Genomic DNA, 17,177 nt, shown 5'->3' with positions numbered 1-17,177 from the left:
AAGTGAATAATCCATTCTCGTTTTTTTACGTAGCAGCAAATATCGGTATTACTTACTTATGATACTGATTGCAAGACCATCTCCTGATGGAATGATAGAAGTTTTAGCATATTCTAAACTTAGGATATACGCCAAATAATCGCGCATGTTCCGAATATTTGTCTTATGCTTTCCCTTATAGTCGTATTCTTCTGAGACAGTCATACCCTTCATTAAGATATTGTCGGATACAATCAAGGCCTCATCGTTGCAAAGTTTTACTGCACCGTCCCAAAACCGTCTGTAATGACTTTTCGATGCATCAATAAAAACCATATCAAATCCGGCATTGCCCTGTTCATGAAATTGATCTAATATTTCTCCGCCATCGCCTAAATAAACTTTTATCTGATTATCGTATCCAAGCCGTTTGATGTTTTCTATAGCGGTATGATATGTCTCTTCATTATATTCGATCGTTGCAATCGTGCACGCAGGACACACCTGCGCAAAACAAGAAGACGAATATCCGACAGCTGTTCCGATTTCTAGTATTCGGGACGGTTTCTTCAGACGAATCAAATGGAGCAGCAATGTTTCCGTTTCCCTAAGAATGATCGGTACATGTTCTTCTTCCGATTTTACTCTTAACTCACTCAATTCTGAAGTTAACGGTTTGTAAAGGCCATCTATAAATTCGGTTATTTTTTCATTCGTAATGTTTTTCATAACTGTATCTCCAAAAGAAACATATTTTTGTCTATTGTCTATTAAAGCGCCTTAAGATAGGCTTTTTTATTCTTTAAAAATTCCTCATACGTATTCGAAAAATTATGTGCTCCGTTCATTTCCGGTTTGAGTACATAATAATAGTAGTTTGTTGTATCAGGATAAAGAGCCGCCTTAATGGAATCAATGCTTGGCGAACAAATTGGCCCCGGCGGCAGTCCTATGTGTTGATACGTATTATAAGGAGAATCAACTTCTGTATCATTGTAATCCAATCGTTCTTTGTGATTTCCTAACGCATATTGTACGGTTGCATCAATTTGCAGCGGCATATTGATTGCCATTCGATTATAGATCACACTGGCAACAGTCGCCCTTTCAGCGGAAACTCTGGTTTCCTTTTCAATTAAAGAAGCGATGGTAACGATATCGTACATATCATAGCCTAATTCGGCTGCTCTTGTATAGTACTCCTCTGTTACAAGTTTATCGAACTGAGAAAGCATGCGGATTAAAATATCTTCCTCGCTGGCATTTGTAAAAACATCATAGGTTTCAGGATATAAGAATCCTTCCAGACGGTTTGAGCCGTTCGGTAAAAGTGACATGAATTTATAATCAAAATTGCTGGATTCAGCTGCTTTCATAAACGCATCTGTATTAATTAAATTTTTGTCTGCAAGCCTATCAGCTGTTTCAGAAAGCGTTAATCCTTCCGGTATGGTAAACCGAGTGGTAGCTGAATTACCTGATATCAGTGAATCGACGATTTCTTGATAGGACATAGACGGTGATAAGGAATAGGAACCTGCTTTAAATTTTCCGTCATTTCCCTCAATTTTAGATAATAGTTTAAAATTAGAAGCACTATTGATTATCTTATTGGAGACTAAAATCTCCGCTATTGTTCCGGTTCCTGAACCGCTAGGGATGGATATTAAAACCGTATCGGTAGTGTCTGCGTTGAGCGGCTTTGCTGCTTTGCCTAAATACAAGCTGACAGCGCCGGAAATAATAACAATTAAAACGATAAGTACAATGCCTAGTTTTGCAAATACATTATTTTTTTTCGTGCTTTCTCTTTTTTTCCCCATAGTATTCCTCTTTTGTTAAGCTATGAAAAGGGACGTATAAATAACGTCCCCATTGATTATTCTTTATTCAGTTGGCACGTTGCAACGAGACGGGAGATATTTTCACCCCGTTATTTTGCTCTGCCTAAGTATTCTCCGGATCTTGTATCGATCTGAATTACTTCGCCTTCTTCAATGAAAATAGGAACCTGAATTGTTGCACCTGTTTCAACAATAGCCGCTTTTGTTACGTTTGTAGCTGTATCCCCTTTTACGCCCGGTTCTGTTTCAATAACCTTTAGGTTTACAAAGTTAGGAGCTTCTACTAAGAAAGCTGCATTGTTATAGAATTTGATGGTAGCCTCATCATTTTCTCTTAAGTACTTCATCGCCTCTTCTACCTGTTCTGCCATCAAAGGAACCTGTTCATAATTTTCCTGATCCATGAAGTAGTATAATTCACCATCATTATATAAATACTGCATTTGCTTTGTTTCAATGTGTGCTTTTGGGAACTTGTCATTTGGATTAAAAGCTTCTTCTCTGGTAGCTCCGGTAAGAATGTTCTTATATTTGGTTCGAACGAAAGCTGCTCCTTTACCTGGTTTTACATGCTGGAAATCCAAAATCACATGTGGTTCACCGTTTAATTGAAATGTCATGCCTTTTCTAAAGTCACTTGCGTATAACATACTTTACTCCTTTAATATTGTTTTCAAAATTAACTCAAAACCCTCAAATTTAGAGAATTATCAATTCTTTGGTTGATTTTACGGTATTTATTATACCAAAAGATGTCACAATTGCCAAGTCCTCAATTCGAACACCGAATTTGTCAGGAATATAAATACCGGGCTCAATGGTGACAGGCATATATTCTTCTAAAATTTCATCGGTTCTGGTATTGAGATACGGATTCTCGTGAACCTCGGTACCTACTCCATGTCCGGTGCCGTGAATGAAATATTCGCCATAGCCAGCCTCTTCGATGATATCTCTTGCAGCCTTATCCACGTCAAAGCACTTTGCACCTGCTTTGCAAGCATCAATAGCCGCAAGCTGTGCGGCTAAAACGATGTGATATACTTTTTTTTGTTCTGCTGACAGATGTCCGATCCCAATGGTTCTTGTCATATCTCCACAGTAACCGTTTACAATAGCTCCAAAGTCCATCGTTAAGAGATCGCCCTCTTCGATGATCTTATCAGAGGGTTCTCCATGAGGTAAAGTCGTGTTTATACCGGATACGCAAATGGTTGGGAAAGAAAGCCCTTCGGCTCCCAAGGATTTTAAAACCCGTTCGATTTCATCAGCAACCTGAAGCTCCGTCATGCCAGGGCGAACAAAACCAAGGATATGAGAAAAACATAGATCTCCTATGGCAGAAGCTTTCATAATATTCAAAATCTCTTCGGGTGTTTTGATCATTTTATTGCTGGTTTCCAAGACTAATCACTTCCCCCAATATTTTATATACATCATTCATCATCAGTGAAAATCTTAATTCAGCCTGTAAATATTGTGCCGCAAGCGGATCGGCCATCATGATTCCATAAAGCTGCTGGATTTGAGAAGTAAACTCTTCATCCATTTCCTGACCGAGCATTTGTCTTGTTTGCATCTCAATTTGTTTCGCCTGAAAATCATTCAGCATATCGGTCAATTCGCCATGTTGTGAAACTTGTGCCTTTATATCTTCGTACTGCTTTAATTCTTCTGAATTCTTAATCGCGGTTGCCAATTCTCTGGCAGCATCATATACGTTCATAGAGTCTCCTTTATGTTTATTATTTTTGCGAGTTTACTGTAATTATATTCAGTAAACTCGCGGTAATTAACTACTATTTATTAAACTTCTAGGAAAATCGGTAAAATAACAGGGCTTCTTTTTGTCTGTTTATAAATAAACCCTCTTAAATCATCTCGAACTGCTGTTTTTAATGCATTCCAATCTTTGATGTTTTCCTCACAGCACTTATCCAGCGTTTTTGCGGCGATTGCTCGTGCCTGATCAATTAAATTTTCATTTTCTCTTACATAGACGAATCCTCTTGAAATCAGATCCGGTCCGGAGCAAACTGTACCGCTTGCTTTATCAATGGCTGCCACAACAATGATCAGTCCCGATTCCGAAAGCAATTTTCTGTCTCGCAAAACAATATTGCCTACATCCCCTACGCCTAAGCCATCTACATAAATAGCTTGAGACGGAACTTCTTCCTTCAATATTTCTGCACTGTTTGAAGTAAGGCTTAACACATTTCCATTTTCAAGGATGAAAATATGAGAAGGATCATAGCCTAATTTTTCTGCAATATTGGAATGTTTCTTTAAATGCCGGTATTCACCGTGTACCGGTACAAAAAATTTCGGCTTTATGAGCGAATGCATCAACTTCAGCTCTTCTTCACACGCATGGCCGGATACGTGAATATCCGCTATGTCTGAATAGATTACATCGGCCCCTTTTTCAAATAACTTATTGACAACATTGGAAACCGTCTTTTCATTGCCCGGTACCGGACTGGACGATAAGATAACCATATCGCCTTTTTTGATGGTAACCGCTTTATGATCGTTGCTCGCCATTCGGGTTAGTGCAGACATTGGTTCTCCCTGACTTCCTGTTGTTATGATAACCAATTCCTTATCCGGAATATTTTTGGTTTTATTGATATCAACCAATACATTTGGCGGAACTTTCAAGTAACCCAGTTCCATCGCAATGGTTACAACATTGACCATACTTCTGCCGGATACGGCAACCTTTCGGTTAAACAGAACCGCCGTATCAATGATCTTCTGTACGCGATGCACATTGGACGAGAAAGTTGCGATAAGGATTCTCGCCTCCGAGCCTCTAAATATATTTTCAATAGCCACACCTACTGTTTGCTCTGAGGCCGAATAGCCTGGTTTTGTAGCATTTGTGCTGTCACACATCATAAGCAGCACACCTTTTGAGCCTAATTCGGCTAATTTTGCAAAATCAATAGGGGCACCGTCCACTGGGGTGTAATCGATCTTAAAGTCCCCTGTATGGAACACTCTTCCGACCGGTGTATCGATGGACAAACAAATCGAATCGGCAACCGAGTGGGTACTTCGAATCGCTTCTACATTAAAGCACCCAAGCTGAACCTTATCTCCTGAGGCGATTGTATTTAAATCGGCCTTAATCCCATGCTCTTTTAGTTTATTTTCAACTAAGCCGAGCGTTAAACGGGTTCCGTAAATCGGTACCCGAGTCGTATTCAACAAATAAGGGATCGCTCCGATATGGTCTTCATGACCATGTGTCAATACCATACCTTTTATTTTTTCCTTGTTCTTAATGATATAGCTAAAGTCTGGTATAACAATATCAATTCCGTACATTTCATCTTCGGGGAATGACATACCGCAATCTATGATTAGTATATCGTCATTATATTCCAAAAGCGTCATGTTTTTTCCGATCTCATTTAGTCCGCCTATAGGAATAACGCGTAGGCTGCCACCCTTCTTACTATTTCTTTTTCTCATTCTGTCTCCGTTCTAAAAGTTGCTATGGAGCTATTTAACGACAATGTTAAGCAGCTTGTTCGGCACTGCAATAATCTTAACAATCGTTTTGCCTGCTGTTAATGCTTTTACTTTATCGTTCTCCATAGCCATCTTTTCAAATGCTGCCTTATCTAAATTATTTGCAACATTCATCTTTTCTTTTACTTTTCCGTTTATTTGGATAACGATTTCCACAGTGTCTTTTACGAGAGCAGATTCATCATATTTTGGCCAGCTCGTCTTGTAAACAGACTCATTATGACCAAGGTTCTGCCACATTTCTTCACAAATGTGAGGAGTAAATGGGGAAAGGATTAGCACAAGATTATTGACAGCTGCTTTTAGCAATCCAAGGTTAATGTCGTCGTATTCTTTATATTTATACATTTCATTAACCATTTCCATGATCGAGCTGATTGCTGTATTGAAACTAAATCTTCCGCCTACGTCTTCCGAAACCTTTTTAATGGTTGTATTCATTTCGTATGCTAAAGACTTATCGGCCTCTGTTTCTAAAATATAAGATTCAGGGGCATCTTGAACCAAATCTCTCAATTCATAAACAAGTCTGTATACTCTGTTTATGAATCGGAAACTTCCTTCTACTCCGGCATCAGACCAGTCTAATTCTCTTTCCGGCGGTGCCGCAAATAATATAAACAATCTTGCTGTATCTGCTCCGTATTTTTTAATAATTTCTTCAGGGCTGACTACATTTCCGATGGATTTAGACATCTTTTTGCCGTCTTTTATAACCATACCCTGTGTTAACAAGTTTGCAAACGGTTCTTCATGACTCGTATAACCCAGATCATAAAGTGCCATCTGGAAGAATCGCGCATACATTAAGTGAAGAATTGCATGCTCAACGCCTCCGATATACTGGTCTACATTCATCCAGTATTTTTGTTTGTCCTTATTGAATGCTTCTTTGTCATTTTTCGCATCCGTGTATCGTAAGAAGTACCAAGAAGAGTCAAGGAAAGTATCCATGGTATCCATTTCTCTAGTTGCTTCTTTTCCACACGTAGGACAAGTTGTTTTTGCGAAAGTCTTGCTTGTTGTAAGCGGAGACTCTCCCTTTCCTGTAAATTCTACGTCTGTAGGTAACAATACCGGAAGATTTTCTTCCTTCTCCGGAACCCATCCGCAGTCTTCACAGTGAATCATCGGAATAGGAGTACCCCAATACCGCTGTCTTGAAATTAACCAATCTCTTAGACGATAGTTGATGGACTTTTTACCTATTCCTTTTTCTTCAAGGTAATCTATAATTTTAATGATTGCTTCCTTATTGTTCAACCCTGTGAACATTTCAGAATTAATCATTTTACCTTCCGCAACAAATGCTTCCTTCAGATTATTGATATCAATAGCTGGATCAGCAGATTCAACTACCGGTATAATCTCGCAGTCAAACTTCTTTGCAAATGCGAAGTCTCTTTCATCATGAGCAGGAACTGCCATGATAGCACCAGTACCATAATCCATCAATACATAGTCAGAGATAAAAATCGGAACTTTTTTCCCATTCAATGGATTAATAGAATATTTACCAATAAATACGCCAGTTTTTTCATTTGTGGTTGAAGTTCTTTCAATATCGGACATATGCTGAACTTTATCCAAATATTCTTCTACTGCCTCAGCATATTCTGTTCCTTCAACTAATTTTTTAACAAAAGGATGCTCTGGGGCAAGTACCATATAAGTCACGCCATATAACGTATCCGGCCTCGTTGTGAAAATCTTGAGTTTTTCAGGATATCCTTCAATGTCGAAGTCCACTTCGGCTCCGATGCTCTTCCCGATCCAGTTTTTCTGCATGGTCTTTACTTTTGCAGGCCAGCCTTCTAAGACTTCAAGATTATCCAGCAATCTATCTGCATAATCCGTAATCTTAAAATACCATTGAGATAATTCTTTTTTGCCTACTAACGATTTACATCGTTCACAGCAGCCATCCACAACCTGTTCATTGGCAAGTACGGTCTGACAGCTTGGACACCAGTTCACCGGATTTTCTTTTTTATAAGCCAATCCTTTGTTGTAAAATTGAATGAAAATCCATTGCATCCACTTGTAATAGTCAGGGCGGCAAGTAGCCACTTCTCTATCCCAATCATAGGAAAAGCCTAATTCTTTTAACTGCTCTGTCATTTCAGCAATATTTTGCGTCGTCCAGATAGCTGGTGCAATCCCATGTTTTATTGCCGCATTTTCAGCAGGCAGACCAAAGGAATCGTATCCCATTGGATGAAGAACATTAAAACCGGCCATCGTCTTATATCGTGCGATTACATCACCGATGGAATAATTTCTTACATGACCCATATGTAATTTCCCTGATGGATATGGGAACATCTCCAATACATAATATTTTTCTTTCCCTTCGACTTCAGAAGTGCGGAATATTTTTTCGTCTTCCCAGTATTTCTGCCATTTGCTTTCAATCTCGCCGAAATTGTACTTTTCTAACATCGATTAATCCTCCAAATCAAGTTCTAAAAATTCACAGTCTCCCCAAACCTTTTCAATATTGTACCGTTGACGCATTTCCACAGTAAGTAAATTTACTATGACATCACCAAAGTCCATCAGAATCCAGCCGGAGGACGGTTGTCCCTCTATCCCTTTTAAAGCAATATTTGCTTTAGCAAATTCTTCGTCAATATCATCTCGCAGTGCACTGATCTGTCGTTCGCTGCTGCCGGAAGCTAACACAAAATAATCTGCAAATGAAGATTTTACACTAATATCAATTACCACAATATCCTGTGCTTTCTTATTATCTAAAACCTTTACCGCCAATAGAGCAGCTTCTTTACTGTTGTTCATTCATGTTCTCCTTATTTTTTATTAAATCATCTTTCGCTTTTACCGTATCTTCATCCAAAAATAAACCTCTGCTTTTCACAAAATCGATGGTTCTGGATAAAGACAGGATACACGCATCATCAAGGTTTTGAAAGGCAAGCTTTCGAAGTTCATCCACACCCGGATAAGAACGGTTCGGTTCGATCGCATCCGCTAAATAGATAATCTTCTCCAGCGTAGACATCCCTGCTCTGCCAGTCGTGTGAAAAGAAACCGCATTTAAAAGTTCTTCATCTTGAATCGCATAATCCCGTTTCATGACACAAGCTGCAATCTTTCCGTGAGCAAGATTTTTGTTATTCAAATATTTGTCTGCAAGGCCGAACTCCTTTACATAATCATTCAACGTTTGTTCAGAAGCACCTCGAAACATGTCATGAAACAAGGCGGCTAATTCCGCTTTGTTTTCGTCTTCATGATAAAACCTTGCTAACCGGATAGCTGTATCCTTGACTCCATAAATATGGTGCTTTCTCTTGTATGAAAGATTAATTTCTATATAATTAGTGATACAATCCGTTATCATAAATATACCTTTCTACAGGCAAAGGCACTAGCGTATCTATTTCTTCACCGTTATAGAGCCGTTCTTTGATTTCAGTAGAGGAAATCGGAAGTAATTCATTGTTTAATAATACCACAGTAGTATTATAGACTTCTCTGATATGGTCTATACAAGATTTTAATTCTTCTTCTCTATATCCGGGCCGTGCGCCGATAGCATAAGAAAATTCACTTAGTAATGCCGGAGCATCATGCCATATTTCGATCTTTAAAAAGGAATCGGTACCCAAGATAAAGTATATCTCTGTATCTTGGTCAAATTGGCTGCGAATTTTTCTCAATGTATTTAACGTATAAGAGATTTCGTTTGATTCAAGTTCCGCATAGGAAATTTCGAGTTTTTCTTCTCCTTCGAGAGCGAGCTTGAGCATACGCACTCGATCTTCATCGGAGCTCATCAATTGGCCTAATTTAAAAGGTTGATTTTTTACAGGAACAAAAAGAAGTTTCTCTAAATTCAGTTCATCTCTTGCCTGTTTTGCTAATTCGATATGTCCTACGTGGATAGGATCGAAACTTCCTCCGTATACCCCTATCTTTTTCATTCTGTCTCCATTATCTAAGAAATTTTATTTTATATTTATTCCAAGTTCCTCAAGCTGTGTTTTTTCTACCGGTGCAGGTGCTTCGCATACCATGCATTGTGCTGCCTGATTCTTAGGAAAAGCAATGACTTCTCGGATGCTGTGCTGCCAGGAAAGCAACATAACCAATCGGTCTAAACCATAAGCTAATCCACCGTGAGGAGGCGTTCCATATCGGAATGCTTCCAATAGGAATCCGAACTTTTCATTGGCATCCTCATCAGAGACACCAAGAAGTTCAAACATTTTTGCCTGAAGATCTTTATCGTGAATTCGAATGCTTCCGCCGCCAAGTTCTACGCCATTCAATACGATATCATACGCTTTTGCCCGTACTTTGCCGGGATCTGTATCCAACAGGTGCAAATCTTCCATTTTAGGTGATGTGAACGGATGGTGCATAGCGGAATACGAATTGGTCTCTTCATCCTGTTCAAACAATGGGAAATCTACTACCCACAAGAAATTATATTGCGTGTCGTCCAACAGATTGAGTCTTCCGGCGATTTCTCTTCTTAAGAAGCCTAAGCTGTCAAACACAACTTTCGCTTTATCAGACACAATGAGAATCAAGTCGCCTGCCTTTGCTTCAAAAACAGCTGCGATTTCTTTTAATTGATCCTGATTAAAGAACTTGCTTACGGAAGAAGTGATTTCTTCTTCACCGATTCTCATCCAAACAAGCCCCTTTGCACCGTAATGTTTTGCCGCATCCTGCAGCTTGTCGATATCTTTTCTGCTGAACTTTTCGGAGCCTCCGTCAATGTTGATACCGCGAACGTCTCCGCCTTTCTCAAGGGCATCCGTAAATACCTTAAAATCACATCCTGCCACCACATCGTTCAGTTTTTTTAATTCGAAGCTAAATCTGGTGTCCGGCTTATCACTGCCGTAACGTTCCATCGCTTCGCTATAAGGGATTCTTGGAAAAGGAGTGACAACGTCAACATTCATGACGTCCTTCATTAACTTCTTTAAAAAACCCTCTTGAATCTCAATGACATCATCTTCATCTACGAAAGACATTTCAAGGTCAATCTGAGTAAATTCAGGCTGTCTGTCGGCTCTTAAATCTTCATCACGGAAACATTTTGCAATTTGAATATAACGATCGGTTCCGCCAACCATGAGCAGCTGCTTAAACATCTGCGGAGATTGAGGCAAAGCATAGAACTGACCGGGGTTTACTCTGCTTGGTACCAAATAGTCTCTTGCACCTTCCGGAGTAGACTTGATTAATATAGGGGTTTCTACTTCCGTAAATCCTTGACTATCAAAATATTCTCTGGCTATTTTAGCGATGTTATGCCGAAAGGTTAAATTCTTCTGCATCTTGACTTTTCTCAGATCCAAATACCTGTATTTTAATCGTAGGTTATCATCTACGTTATCATCGTCCTTAATATAAATCGGAGGAGTTTCCGCTTCCGAATAGATTACAAGATCATTTGCAAAAACTTCAATATCCCCGGTTGGCAGCTCCGGATTTTTGGATTGTCTTTCCTTTACGATTCCCTTTACGCCGACAACATATTCACTTCGCAGCGTATCTGCTTTTTCAAAAAGTTCTTGAGGGATTTTATCATCAAAAACGACTTGAACGATACCGGTCTTATCTCTTACATCACAGAAAATCAACCCGCCCAGATTCCTTCTCTTTTGAATCCATCCGTTTAATACAACGCTTTCATCGATATTGCTTGAATTTAAAATACCGCACATGTGTGTTCGTTTAAATACATTGCTCATAGTTATGCTCTCCTATTCTCTTCTTTTATCTATCGTTTTTTATTTTAATTCACTGATGATGTCGTTGATGTCGACTAGCTTCTGCTCAGAAGTTGCCATCGTTTTGATAGCAACCTTTCCTTCATTCAGCTCATTCTCTCCGATGACAATGGTATACTTTGCATTAATTCGATCCGCATACTTGAACTGTCCTTTGAAATTTCGTGCCAATAAATCCATTTCTGCCTTAATGCCCTCTAAGCGAAGCTTTCGAAGCAAGGATAGACCATAAGCTTTGGATTGTTCTCCCATAACGGCAATAAATACGTCTGTTGCATCCGGTTCCGGTATGTCAATACCATTTGCCTCTAAAATCAACAATAACCGTTCTTTTCCTAAACCAAAACCAACACCCGGAATATCCGGTCCTCCAAGCTGTTCAATCAGGTTATCGTAACGACCGCCGCCGCATACAGTACCTTGTGCACCAATCTTATTGGAAACAAATTCAAAAGCTGTTTTCGTGTAATAATCAAGACCTCTTACGATACCGGAGTCTACAATGAATTCAACACCCATTGCTGTCAAATCATTTTGTAATTCGTCAAATGCAGTGCTGCATTCCTCACATAAGTAGTCGAGCATGATAGGGGCTCCCTGAACGAGTTCCTGACAAATCTCGGACTTGCAGTCTAAAATTCGCATTGGATTTCGGTCAAATCGACTTTTGCAGGTACTGCAAAGCTGATCGTATTTAGGTTTTAAGAATTCTCTCAATGCCTGTCTGTGCTTTTCTCTGCACTTCGGACATCCGATGCTGTTGATCCTTAATTCCAAATCTTCAATTCCTAAAGAATTTAAAAAATCATTTGCCAGACTGATTACTTCTGCATCCGCCATCATATTATTTGTTCCAAAAACTTCCACACCAAATTGGTGGAATTCTCTTAATCGTCCTGATTGAGGTTTTTCATATCGGAAGCAAGGAATATCATAGTACATTTTAGTCGGCTGAACTTCTGCATACTGTTTATGTTCTACAAATGCACGAACGACGGAAGAAGTACCTTCCGGTTTTAAAGTGATCGGTCTTTTTGCATAGTCCTCAAAAGAATACATCTGTTTTTCTACGATATCCGTAGTATCGCCAACACCTCTTGCAAATAATTCAGTGTGTTCAAAAATTGGTGTTCGTACTTCTTTGTATCCATATTTTGCACATATTTCAGCAAAAGCTTTCTCAATAAAATGCCACTTGTACACCTGACTCGGCATAACATCTTTGGTCCCCTTTGGTGCAATGGTTAACATTCAAATTACCTCCTAAATAAATTGTCGTCTTTCCTTTTTATCATTTCGTTCAATCTGGTTACATAAATCTCATAATTAGACACATTTGGAATGCGCTCTAATCGATTTTCATCCGGATAATACACTTTTGTGATACCACCGGCTCCAAGTGCAATGATGGTCTGTCTTTCTTCCATAATGCGAATATTATAGATGCCTTCAAAACCCGGTCTTGAATAGCCCACATTCTCAAGACTACCGGCCATATGCTTCTGCCTATATAAGTAATAGGGTATATAGCCATGCTCCGATAATTTTTCTTTCGATAAGTCCAACATTTGATTGACAATTTGGGCCTGTTTATAGTGAAAATCACTGTCCAAATCAATCAGTTTTGATGCTCGTTTTACGGCCAACGTATGTATGGTTATATTTTCTGCCGAAAGACCGATCATGGCATCCAGCGTTTTTTCAAAATCACCTAGGTCTTCATCCGGAAGGCCCGCAATAATATCTGCGTTGATACTCGAAATGCCGACTTCTCGTGCGAGGTCAAAGGCATTCAAGATTTCATCGCTATTATGGGAACGTCCGATTAATTCTAGGGTCTGGTCATTCATAGACTGCGGATTGATGCTGATTCGTTTCACTCCGTTATTTTTAATGACTTCTAATTTTTCTCTGGTAATCGTATCCGGACGCCCTGCTTCAACCGTAAATTCACGTAATTTTGAACAATCAAAATGAGCATGGACCGCTTTTAGAAGCTTGTCCAGCTGTTCTGCCGTAATAGTGGTAGGCGTTCCTCCTCCGATATAAATGGATTCCGGAATCCATCCCTTTTCCGCCATCCCTTTTCCGACCTGTTCCATTTCTATATGAAGCGCATCCAAATAAGCTTGAATCAGCTGTTCGCCTACTTGATTGGACGTGAACGAACAATAGAGGCACCTAGTCGGACAAAACGGAATGCCGATATAGATTCCCACCGCATTGACATCCGATTCTCCAAGTATACCTTGCTGAACTGCATACGTATCACGAAGCAAAGCAATTTTTTCATCACTAAACAAGTAAAAATCTTTCAGATGCTCCGTTACCTGCTCCATAGAACCAAATTTCTTGTATAGTTCTCCGACCAGTTTAAGCGGTCGGACGCCGGTATGAATCCCCCATGTTGGTGTTTTGCCGGTTAGCTTTGAAAGACTTAAATAAATTTTTCGCAGGAGTACATTTTTTTCATTTTTGTCAAATACCAAGATCATTTCAAATTCCTTCTCGTCCTGCTCCGCACCCGTTTTCCCTTGTTCATCAGAAACGAAGTCCGAATCACAAACCAATTCATATTGATTGGGTTTTAAAAATACCTTGATGAGTTCATCATATTCATATTTATTTGTAATGCCATTTAATATTATTTTATACAAAAGGGTTATTCCTCTTTTCAAATCCTATGTTGGTGGAACCCATATGCCCCGGATAAACCGTCGTCTCGTCCGGAAGCACAAATAGTTTGTTATGAATAGAATTTTTTATAGCGGTAAATGAGCCGCCGGGAAAATCTGTTCTTCCGATCGATTGCTGGAATAATGTATCCCCGCTGAACAGAATGTTGTCAATTAAAATGCACATACCGCCTTCTGTATGACCAGGTGTATGAATGAATTTCAAAGACATCTCTCCAATTTGAAGAGTTTCACCGTCATCTACCCACAGATCAGCTTCTAGCGCCACTGCAGCACCGCCGCACTCTCTTGACATGTTTAAACGTGGATCTGCCAACAGTGCTTTTTCATGGATGCAAGCAACTAACTGAGCATTCGGAAATGCCTCCATATACTGCTGAACACCACCAATATGATCGCCGTGACCATGGGTTAAAATAATATATTGAATAGTGCAGTCATCCTGCTTAATAAGATTCAGCATATTGGGACTGAAACCACCCGGATCAAGAATAAATCCTTTATTTGTAATTTCATCTCTTACATAATACGTATTGACGCCTAATGCGCCGCTAGGTATACAATTAATTTGCATTCGCTCACCCTCACCCATTTTAAAATAATTTTTTACTGTCCAATAATATTGTTACCGGTCCGTCATTATAGATACGAACCAACATATCCGCTTGAAAGATTCCTTCTCCGACAGGAATACCCTTATTTTTCATTTGGTTCACAAATTCATCATAGAGTCCTTTTGCTTTTTCCGGACGTGCCGCTTTGGTAAAACTAGGACGCTTACCTTTTCGGACATCGCCAAGCAACGTAAACTGTGAGACCGCTAAAACCTGACCCCCTACATCTTGAAGGGAAAGGTTCATTTTTTCATCTTCATCTTCAAAGATTCGAAGGCCGGAAATTTTATCGACCATGTACTTGACATCGTTGATATCATCCTCCTCTTCCACTCCTAGGAGAACCACAAAGCCTCTTTCTATTGCTCCGGTAATTTCTTGTTCCACCTGAACGTCTGCGTTGATTACTCTTTGTACGACTGCCCTCATTTTTCCTCCACCAGTTCTGTGTTCAATATAAACGTACAGTTTAAATGTTTACAATAATTATATTTAGTAAACATGGTTTTTTTAGATAATCGCCCGATATACATCTGCTACGCCGGGTACATTGCGAAGGGATCTTAATACTTTCTGCATTTGATTGGTATTGGAGATGGAAAGTGTCATGGTAATATTGACAATTTCATCTTTGGCACTCTTCGCATTCACGCCGGTAATATGGACATCCATATCTTCACAGACCTTGGATAAGTCTGAGAACAGCCCTTTTCTGTCTTCCGATAAGATACAAATATCAACATTGTACGATTGATTCTCTTCATTTGCATCCCATTCAACCTCAATGAACCGGTTTCTCTCCTCCGCAGGAAGTGAAAGAACGTTCACGCAATCTTTTCGATGTACGGAAATCCCTCTGCCCTTTGTGATGAAGCCGATAATTTCATCTCCGGGAACCGGATTGCAACATCTGGAGAATCGGATCAACAGATTGTCTACCCCTTTTACGGATACACCTGCTTGGCTCCGATCTTTATTAACTTTCTTTTTTCTGTCGGTGATATTCAGATTTTTAATATCATTTTCACTTTTCTTCAGTTCTTCCTGCTTCTCTTCGTGATAATACCCGATCAGAGTAACCGCAGCTTTTGCTAAAAATGCACCGCCATAACTCGCCTGGGTATAGAAATCTTCCGCTGAAGAAATACCAAGATTTTTGGTCAGTTTATTGATGTGCGAATTTTTTAGAACATGCGTTGGATCATAGCCCTTTTTACGCACATATTTTTCCAGCAGTTCTTTTCCTTTTTCAGCAGAATCGGATTTATTCTCTTTCTTCAGCCAATTACGGATCTTACTCTTTGCGTGACTGCTCTGAGCAATTTTCAGCCAGTCTGCACTAGGTCCTTTTGAATTGGCAGAAGTAACAATCTCAACAATATTCCCATTTTCTAATTTATGATCTATAGGTACCATCTTGCCGTTTACTTTTGCTCCTACACATTTGTAACCTACGGCTGAATGGATCTTAAAAGCGAAATCCAATGGTGTGGAGCCCGCTGGAAGTTCAATAACATCTCCTCCCGGAGTAAATACAAATACTTGACTGGCAAATAAATCCACCTTCAGAGTTTCCATAAACTCTTTCGGATCATTCACTTCTTTTTGCCATTCAAGTGTTTGTCTTAACCAAGCTAATTTAACTTCTTCTTTATTAATTTCTTTTGATGCTATGCCCTCTTTATATTTCCAGTGTGCAGCGATACCGAGTTCTGCGATTTTGTGCATATCATAGGTCCGAATTTGAATTTCAAACGGATTTCCGTTATCCCCAATGACCGTTGTATGCAAAGATTGATACATATTCGGTTTCGGCATAGCGATATAGTCTTTAAATCGTCCGGGAATCGGTTTCCACATAGTATGAACAATACCTAAAACCGCATAACAGTCCCGAACCGTATCGACGATGATACGAATGGCAGTCAAATCGAATATCTCATCAATCTGTTTATTTTGGTACTTCATCTTTTTATAGATGCTGTAAAAATGCTTTGACCGCCCGGTGATATCATAATGAATTTTCAAGTCGTCTAAACTTTCTCGAATTTCAGTAATCACTTGATTGATCACGGCTTCTCGTTCATTTTTCTTTGCATTTACTGTTTTTACTAAATAGTAATAGGATTCACTGTCCAAGTATTTAAGAGCGATATCTTCCAGCTCAAACTTTAACGAGTAAATACCCAGTCTGCTGGCAAGCGGGGCGTAAATTTCAAGGGTTTCCTTACATTTATCAAGAATCTTGTTCTCGCTCATATAATTGATAGTTCTCAGATTGTGCAGTCTGTCCGCCAATTTGATAATTAAAACCCTTATATCTTTAGACATGGCCAAAAACATTTTTCGTAAGTTTTCGGCCTGTCTTTCTTCTTTGCTTTCAAAGACGATGGAACCCAGTTTCGTTACGCCGTCAACAAGCAGCATAATCTCTTCTCCGAATTCCTTCGCCAAATCTTCTTTTGGATATGGAGTATCTTCGACGACATCATGAAGCAATCCGGCTACAATGGTTTGTTCATCCATACCCAATTCTGCTAATATTTTGGCCACCGCTACAGGGTGAATCAGGTACGGTTCTCCGGATTTTCTCAATTGTCCTTCATGCATTTCTTCGGCCTTATGATAGGCCCTGCTAATTAATTCAATATCATATTTAGGATTAATTGCTAAAAGGTCGTCAATAAATTGTTCCATAATTAACATCTACATTTCCTTAATTCAAAT

Annotated in this window: 16 protein-coding genes; all 16 read right to left on the bottom strand. The window is 39.3% G+C overall.

The window, feature by feature from the left end:
* Positions 1 to 48 precede the first annotated feature (48 nt).
* Entirely contained in the window at positions 49 to 750 is a 702-nt protein-coding gene (locus JYB65_RS03680; RefSeq protein ID WP_342366626.1) for an O-methyltransferase, read from the bottom strand.
* A complete protein-coding gene (gene mltG, locus JYB65_RS03675; RefSeq protein WP_206581255.1) occupies positions 750 to 1,802 on the bottom strand; it encodes an endolytic transglycosylase MltG in 1,053 nt (350 codons plus the stop codon). Before mltG ends, JYB65_RS03680 begins: the two co-directional genes overlap by 1 nt.
* A 110-nt stretch (positions 1,803 to 1,912) precedes the next feature.
* The gene (gene efp, locus JYB65_RS03670; RefSeq protein WP_206581254.1) at positions 1,913 to 2,473 is read right to left on the bottom strand and encodes an elongation factor P; all 561 of its coding nucleotides are present in this window, start codon (positions 2,471 to 2,473) and stop codon (positions 1,913 to 1,915) included.
* Between the two features lie 49 nt (positions 2,474 to 2,522).
* The gene (locus JYB65_RS03665; RefSeq protein ID WP_206581253.1) at positions 2,523 to 3,209 is read right to left on the bottom strand and encodes a M24 family metallopeptidase; all 687 of its coding nucleotides are present in this window, start codon (positions 3,207 to 3,209) and stop codon (positions 2,523 to 2,525) included.
* 1 nt (position 3,210) lies between these two features.
* Positions 3,211 to 3,549 carry a YlbF/YmcA family competence regulator gene (locus tag JYB65_RS03660; RefSeq protein WP_206581252.1) on the bottom strand — a complete coding sequence of 113 codons (339 nt, stop codon included), beginning with the start codon at positions 3,547 to 3,549 and terminating at the stop codon, positions 3,211 to 3,213.
* Positions 3,550 to 3,629: 80 nt separating this feature from the next.
* Positions 3,630 to 5,306 (bottom strand): ribonuclease J, encoded by a 1,677-nt coding sequence (locus JYB65_RS03655; protein WP_206581251.1) that lies wholly within the window; start codon positions 5,304 to 5,306, stop codon positions 3,630 to 3,632.
* Between the two features lie 30 nt (positions 5,307 to 5,336).
* Positions 5,337 to 7,808 carry a leucine--tRNA ligase gene (gene leuS / locus JYB65_RS03650; RefSeq protein ID WP_206581250.1) on the bottom strand — a complete coding sequence of 824 codons (2,472 nt, stop codon included), beginning with the start codon at positions 7,806 to 7,808 and terminating at the stop codon, positions 5,337 to 5,339.
* A gap of 3 nt (positions 7,809 to 7,811) precedes the next feature.
* The gene (gene rsfS, locus JYB65_RS03645) at positions 7,812 to 8,165 is read right to left on the bottom strand and encodes a ribosome silencing factor (RefSeq protein WP_206581249.1); all 354 of its coding nucleotides are present in this window, start codon (positions 8,163 to 8,165) and stop codon (positions 7,812 to 7,814) included.
* Complete coding sequence (gene yqeK, locus JYB65_RS03640; RefSeq protein ID WP_206581248.1) at positions 8,152 to 8,730, bottom strand: bis(5'-nucleosyl)-tetraphosphatase (symmetrical) YqeK; 579 nt, start codon at positions 8,728 to 8,730, stop codon at positions 8,152 to 8,154. Before yqeK ends, rsfS begins: the two co-directional genes overlap by 14 nt.
* Positions 8,708 to 9,313 carry a nicotinate-nucleotide adenylyltransferase gene (gene nadD, locus JYB65_RS03635; RefSeq protein WP_206581247.1) on the bottom strand — a complete coding sequence of 202 codons (606 nt, stop codon included), beginning with the start codon at positions 9,311 to 9,313 and terminating at the stop codon, positions 8,708 to 8,710. Before nadD ends, yqeK begins: the two co-directional genes overlap by 23 nt.
* 24 nt (positions 9,314 to 9,337) lie before the next feature.
* On the bottom strand, positions 9,338 to 11,101 hold the full coding sequence (aspS, locus tag JYB65_RS03630) for an aspartate--tRNA ligase (protein WP_206581246.1): 1,764 nt from the start codon (positions 11,099 to 11,101) through the stop codon (positions 9,338 to 9,340).
* Positions 11,102 to 11,140: 39 nt separating this feature from the next.
* Entirely contained in the window at positions 11,141 to 12,391 is a 1,251-nt protein-coding gene (hisS, locus tag JYB65_RS03625; protein WP_206581245.1) for a histidine--tRNA ligase, read from the bottom strand.
* 5 nt (positions 12,392 to 12,396) lie between these two features.
* On the bottom strand, positions 12,397 to 13,797 hold the full coding sequence (gene hemZ, locus JYB65_RS03620) for a coproporphyrinogen dehydrogenase HemZ (protein WP_206581244.1): 1,401 nt from the start codon (positions 13,795 to 13,797) through the stop codon (positions 12,397 to 12,399).
* Positions 13,790 to 14,410 (bottom strand): MBL fold metallo-hydrolase, encoded by a 621-nt coding sequence (locus JYB65_RS03615; protein WP_206581243.1) that lies wholly within the window; start codon positions 14,408 to 14,410, stop codon positions 13,790 to 13,792. The genes hemZ and JYB65_RS03615 overlap by 8 nt, the downstream gene beginning before the upstream one ends.
* Positions 14,411 to 14,429: 19 nt before the next feature.
* Complete coding sequence (gene dtd / locus JYB65_RS03610) at positions 14,430 to 14,879, bottom strand: D-aminoacyl-tRNA deacylase (protein WP_206581242.1); 450 nt, start codon at positions 14,877 to 14,879, stop codon at positions 14,430 to 14,432.
* 81 nt (positions 14,880 to 14,960) lie between these two features.
* On the bottom strand, positions 14,961 to 17,156 hold the full coding sequence (locus JYB65_RS03605; protein WP_342366612.1) for a RelA/SpoT family protein: 2,196 nt from the start codon (positions 17,154 to 17,156) through the stop codon (positions 14,961 to 14,963).
* Positions 17,157 to 17,177: the final 21 nt, after the last annotated feature.

The sequence above is a fragment of the Clostridium aminobutyricum genome, assembly GCF_017255415.1.
GTDB lineage: Bacteria > Bacillota > Clostridia > Peptostreptococcales > Anaerovoracaceae > Aminipila > Aminipila aminobutyrica.
Note: the sequence above shows the minus strand (reverse complement) of the source record. Positions and strands in the feature narration are given on the sequence as shown.

What these genes read in the sequence shown, in the direction of transcription:
- mltG (WP_206581255.1), bottom strand. Translation starts at nt 1,802, where the DNA reads ATGGGGAAAAAAAGAGAAAGCACGAAAAAAAATAATGTATTTGCAAAA.
- efp (WP_206581254.1), bottom strand. Translation starts at nt 2,473, where the DNA reads ATGTTATACGCAAGTGACTTTAGAAAAGGCATGACATTTCAATTAAAC.
- JYB65_RS03665 (WP_206581253.1), bottom strand. Translation starts at nt 3,209, where the DNA reads ATGATCAAAACACCCGAAGAGATTTTGAATATTATGAAAGCTTCTGCC.
- JYB65_RS03660 (WP_206581252.1), bottom strand. Translation starts at nt 3,549, where the DNA reads ATGAACGTATATGATGCTGCCAGAGAATTGGCAACCGCGATTAAGAAT.
- JYB65_RS03655 (WP_206581251.1), bottom strand. Translation starts at nt 5,306, where the DNA reads ATGAGAAAAAGAAATAGTAAGAAGGGTGGCAGCCTACGCGTTATTCCT.
- leuS (WP_206581250.1), bottom strand. Translation starts at nt 7,808, where the DNA reads ATGTTAGAAAAGTACAATTTCGGCGAGATTGAAAGCAAATGGCAGAAA.
- rsfS (WP_206581249.1), bottom strand. Translation starts at nt 8,165, where the DNA reads ATGAACAACAGTAAAGAAGCTGCTCTATTGGCGGTAAAGGTTTTAGAT.
- yqeK (WP_206581248.1), bottom strand. Translation starts at nt 8,730, where the DNA reads ATGATAACGGATTGTATCACTAATTATATAGAAATTAATCTTTCATAC.
- nadD (WP_206581247.1), bottom strand. Translation starts at nt 9,313, where the DNA reads ATGAAAAAGATAGGGGTATACGGAGGAAGTTTCGATCCTATCCACGTA.
- aspS (WP_206581246.1), bottom strand. Translation starts at nt 11,101, where the DNA reads ATGAGCAATGTATTTAAACGAACACACATGTGCGGTATTTTAAATTCA.
- hisS (WP_206581245.1), bottom strand. Translation starts at nt 12,391, where the DNA reads ATGTTAACCATTGCACCAAAGGGGACCAAAGATGTTATGCCGAGTCAG.
- JYB65_RS03615 (WP_206581243.1), bottom strand. Translation starts at nt 14,410, where the DNA reads ATGCAAATTAATTGTATACCTAGCGGCGCATTAGGCGTCAATACGTAT.
- dtd (WP_206581242.1), bottom strand. Translation starts at nt 14,879, where the DNA reads ATGAGGGCAGTCGTACAAAGAGTAATCAACGCAGACGTTCAGGTGGAA.
- JYB65_RS03605 (WP_342366612.1), bottom strand. Translation starts at nt 17,156, where the DNA reads ATGTTAATTATGGAACAATTTATTGACGACCTTTTAGCAATTAATCCT.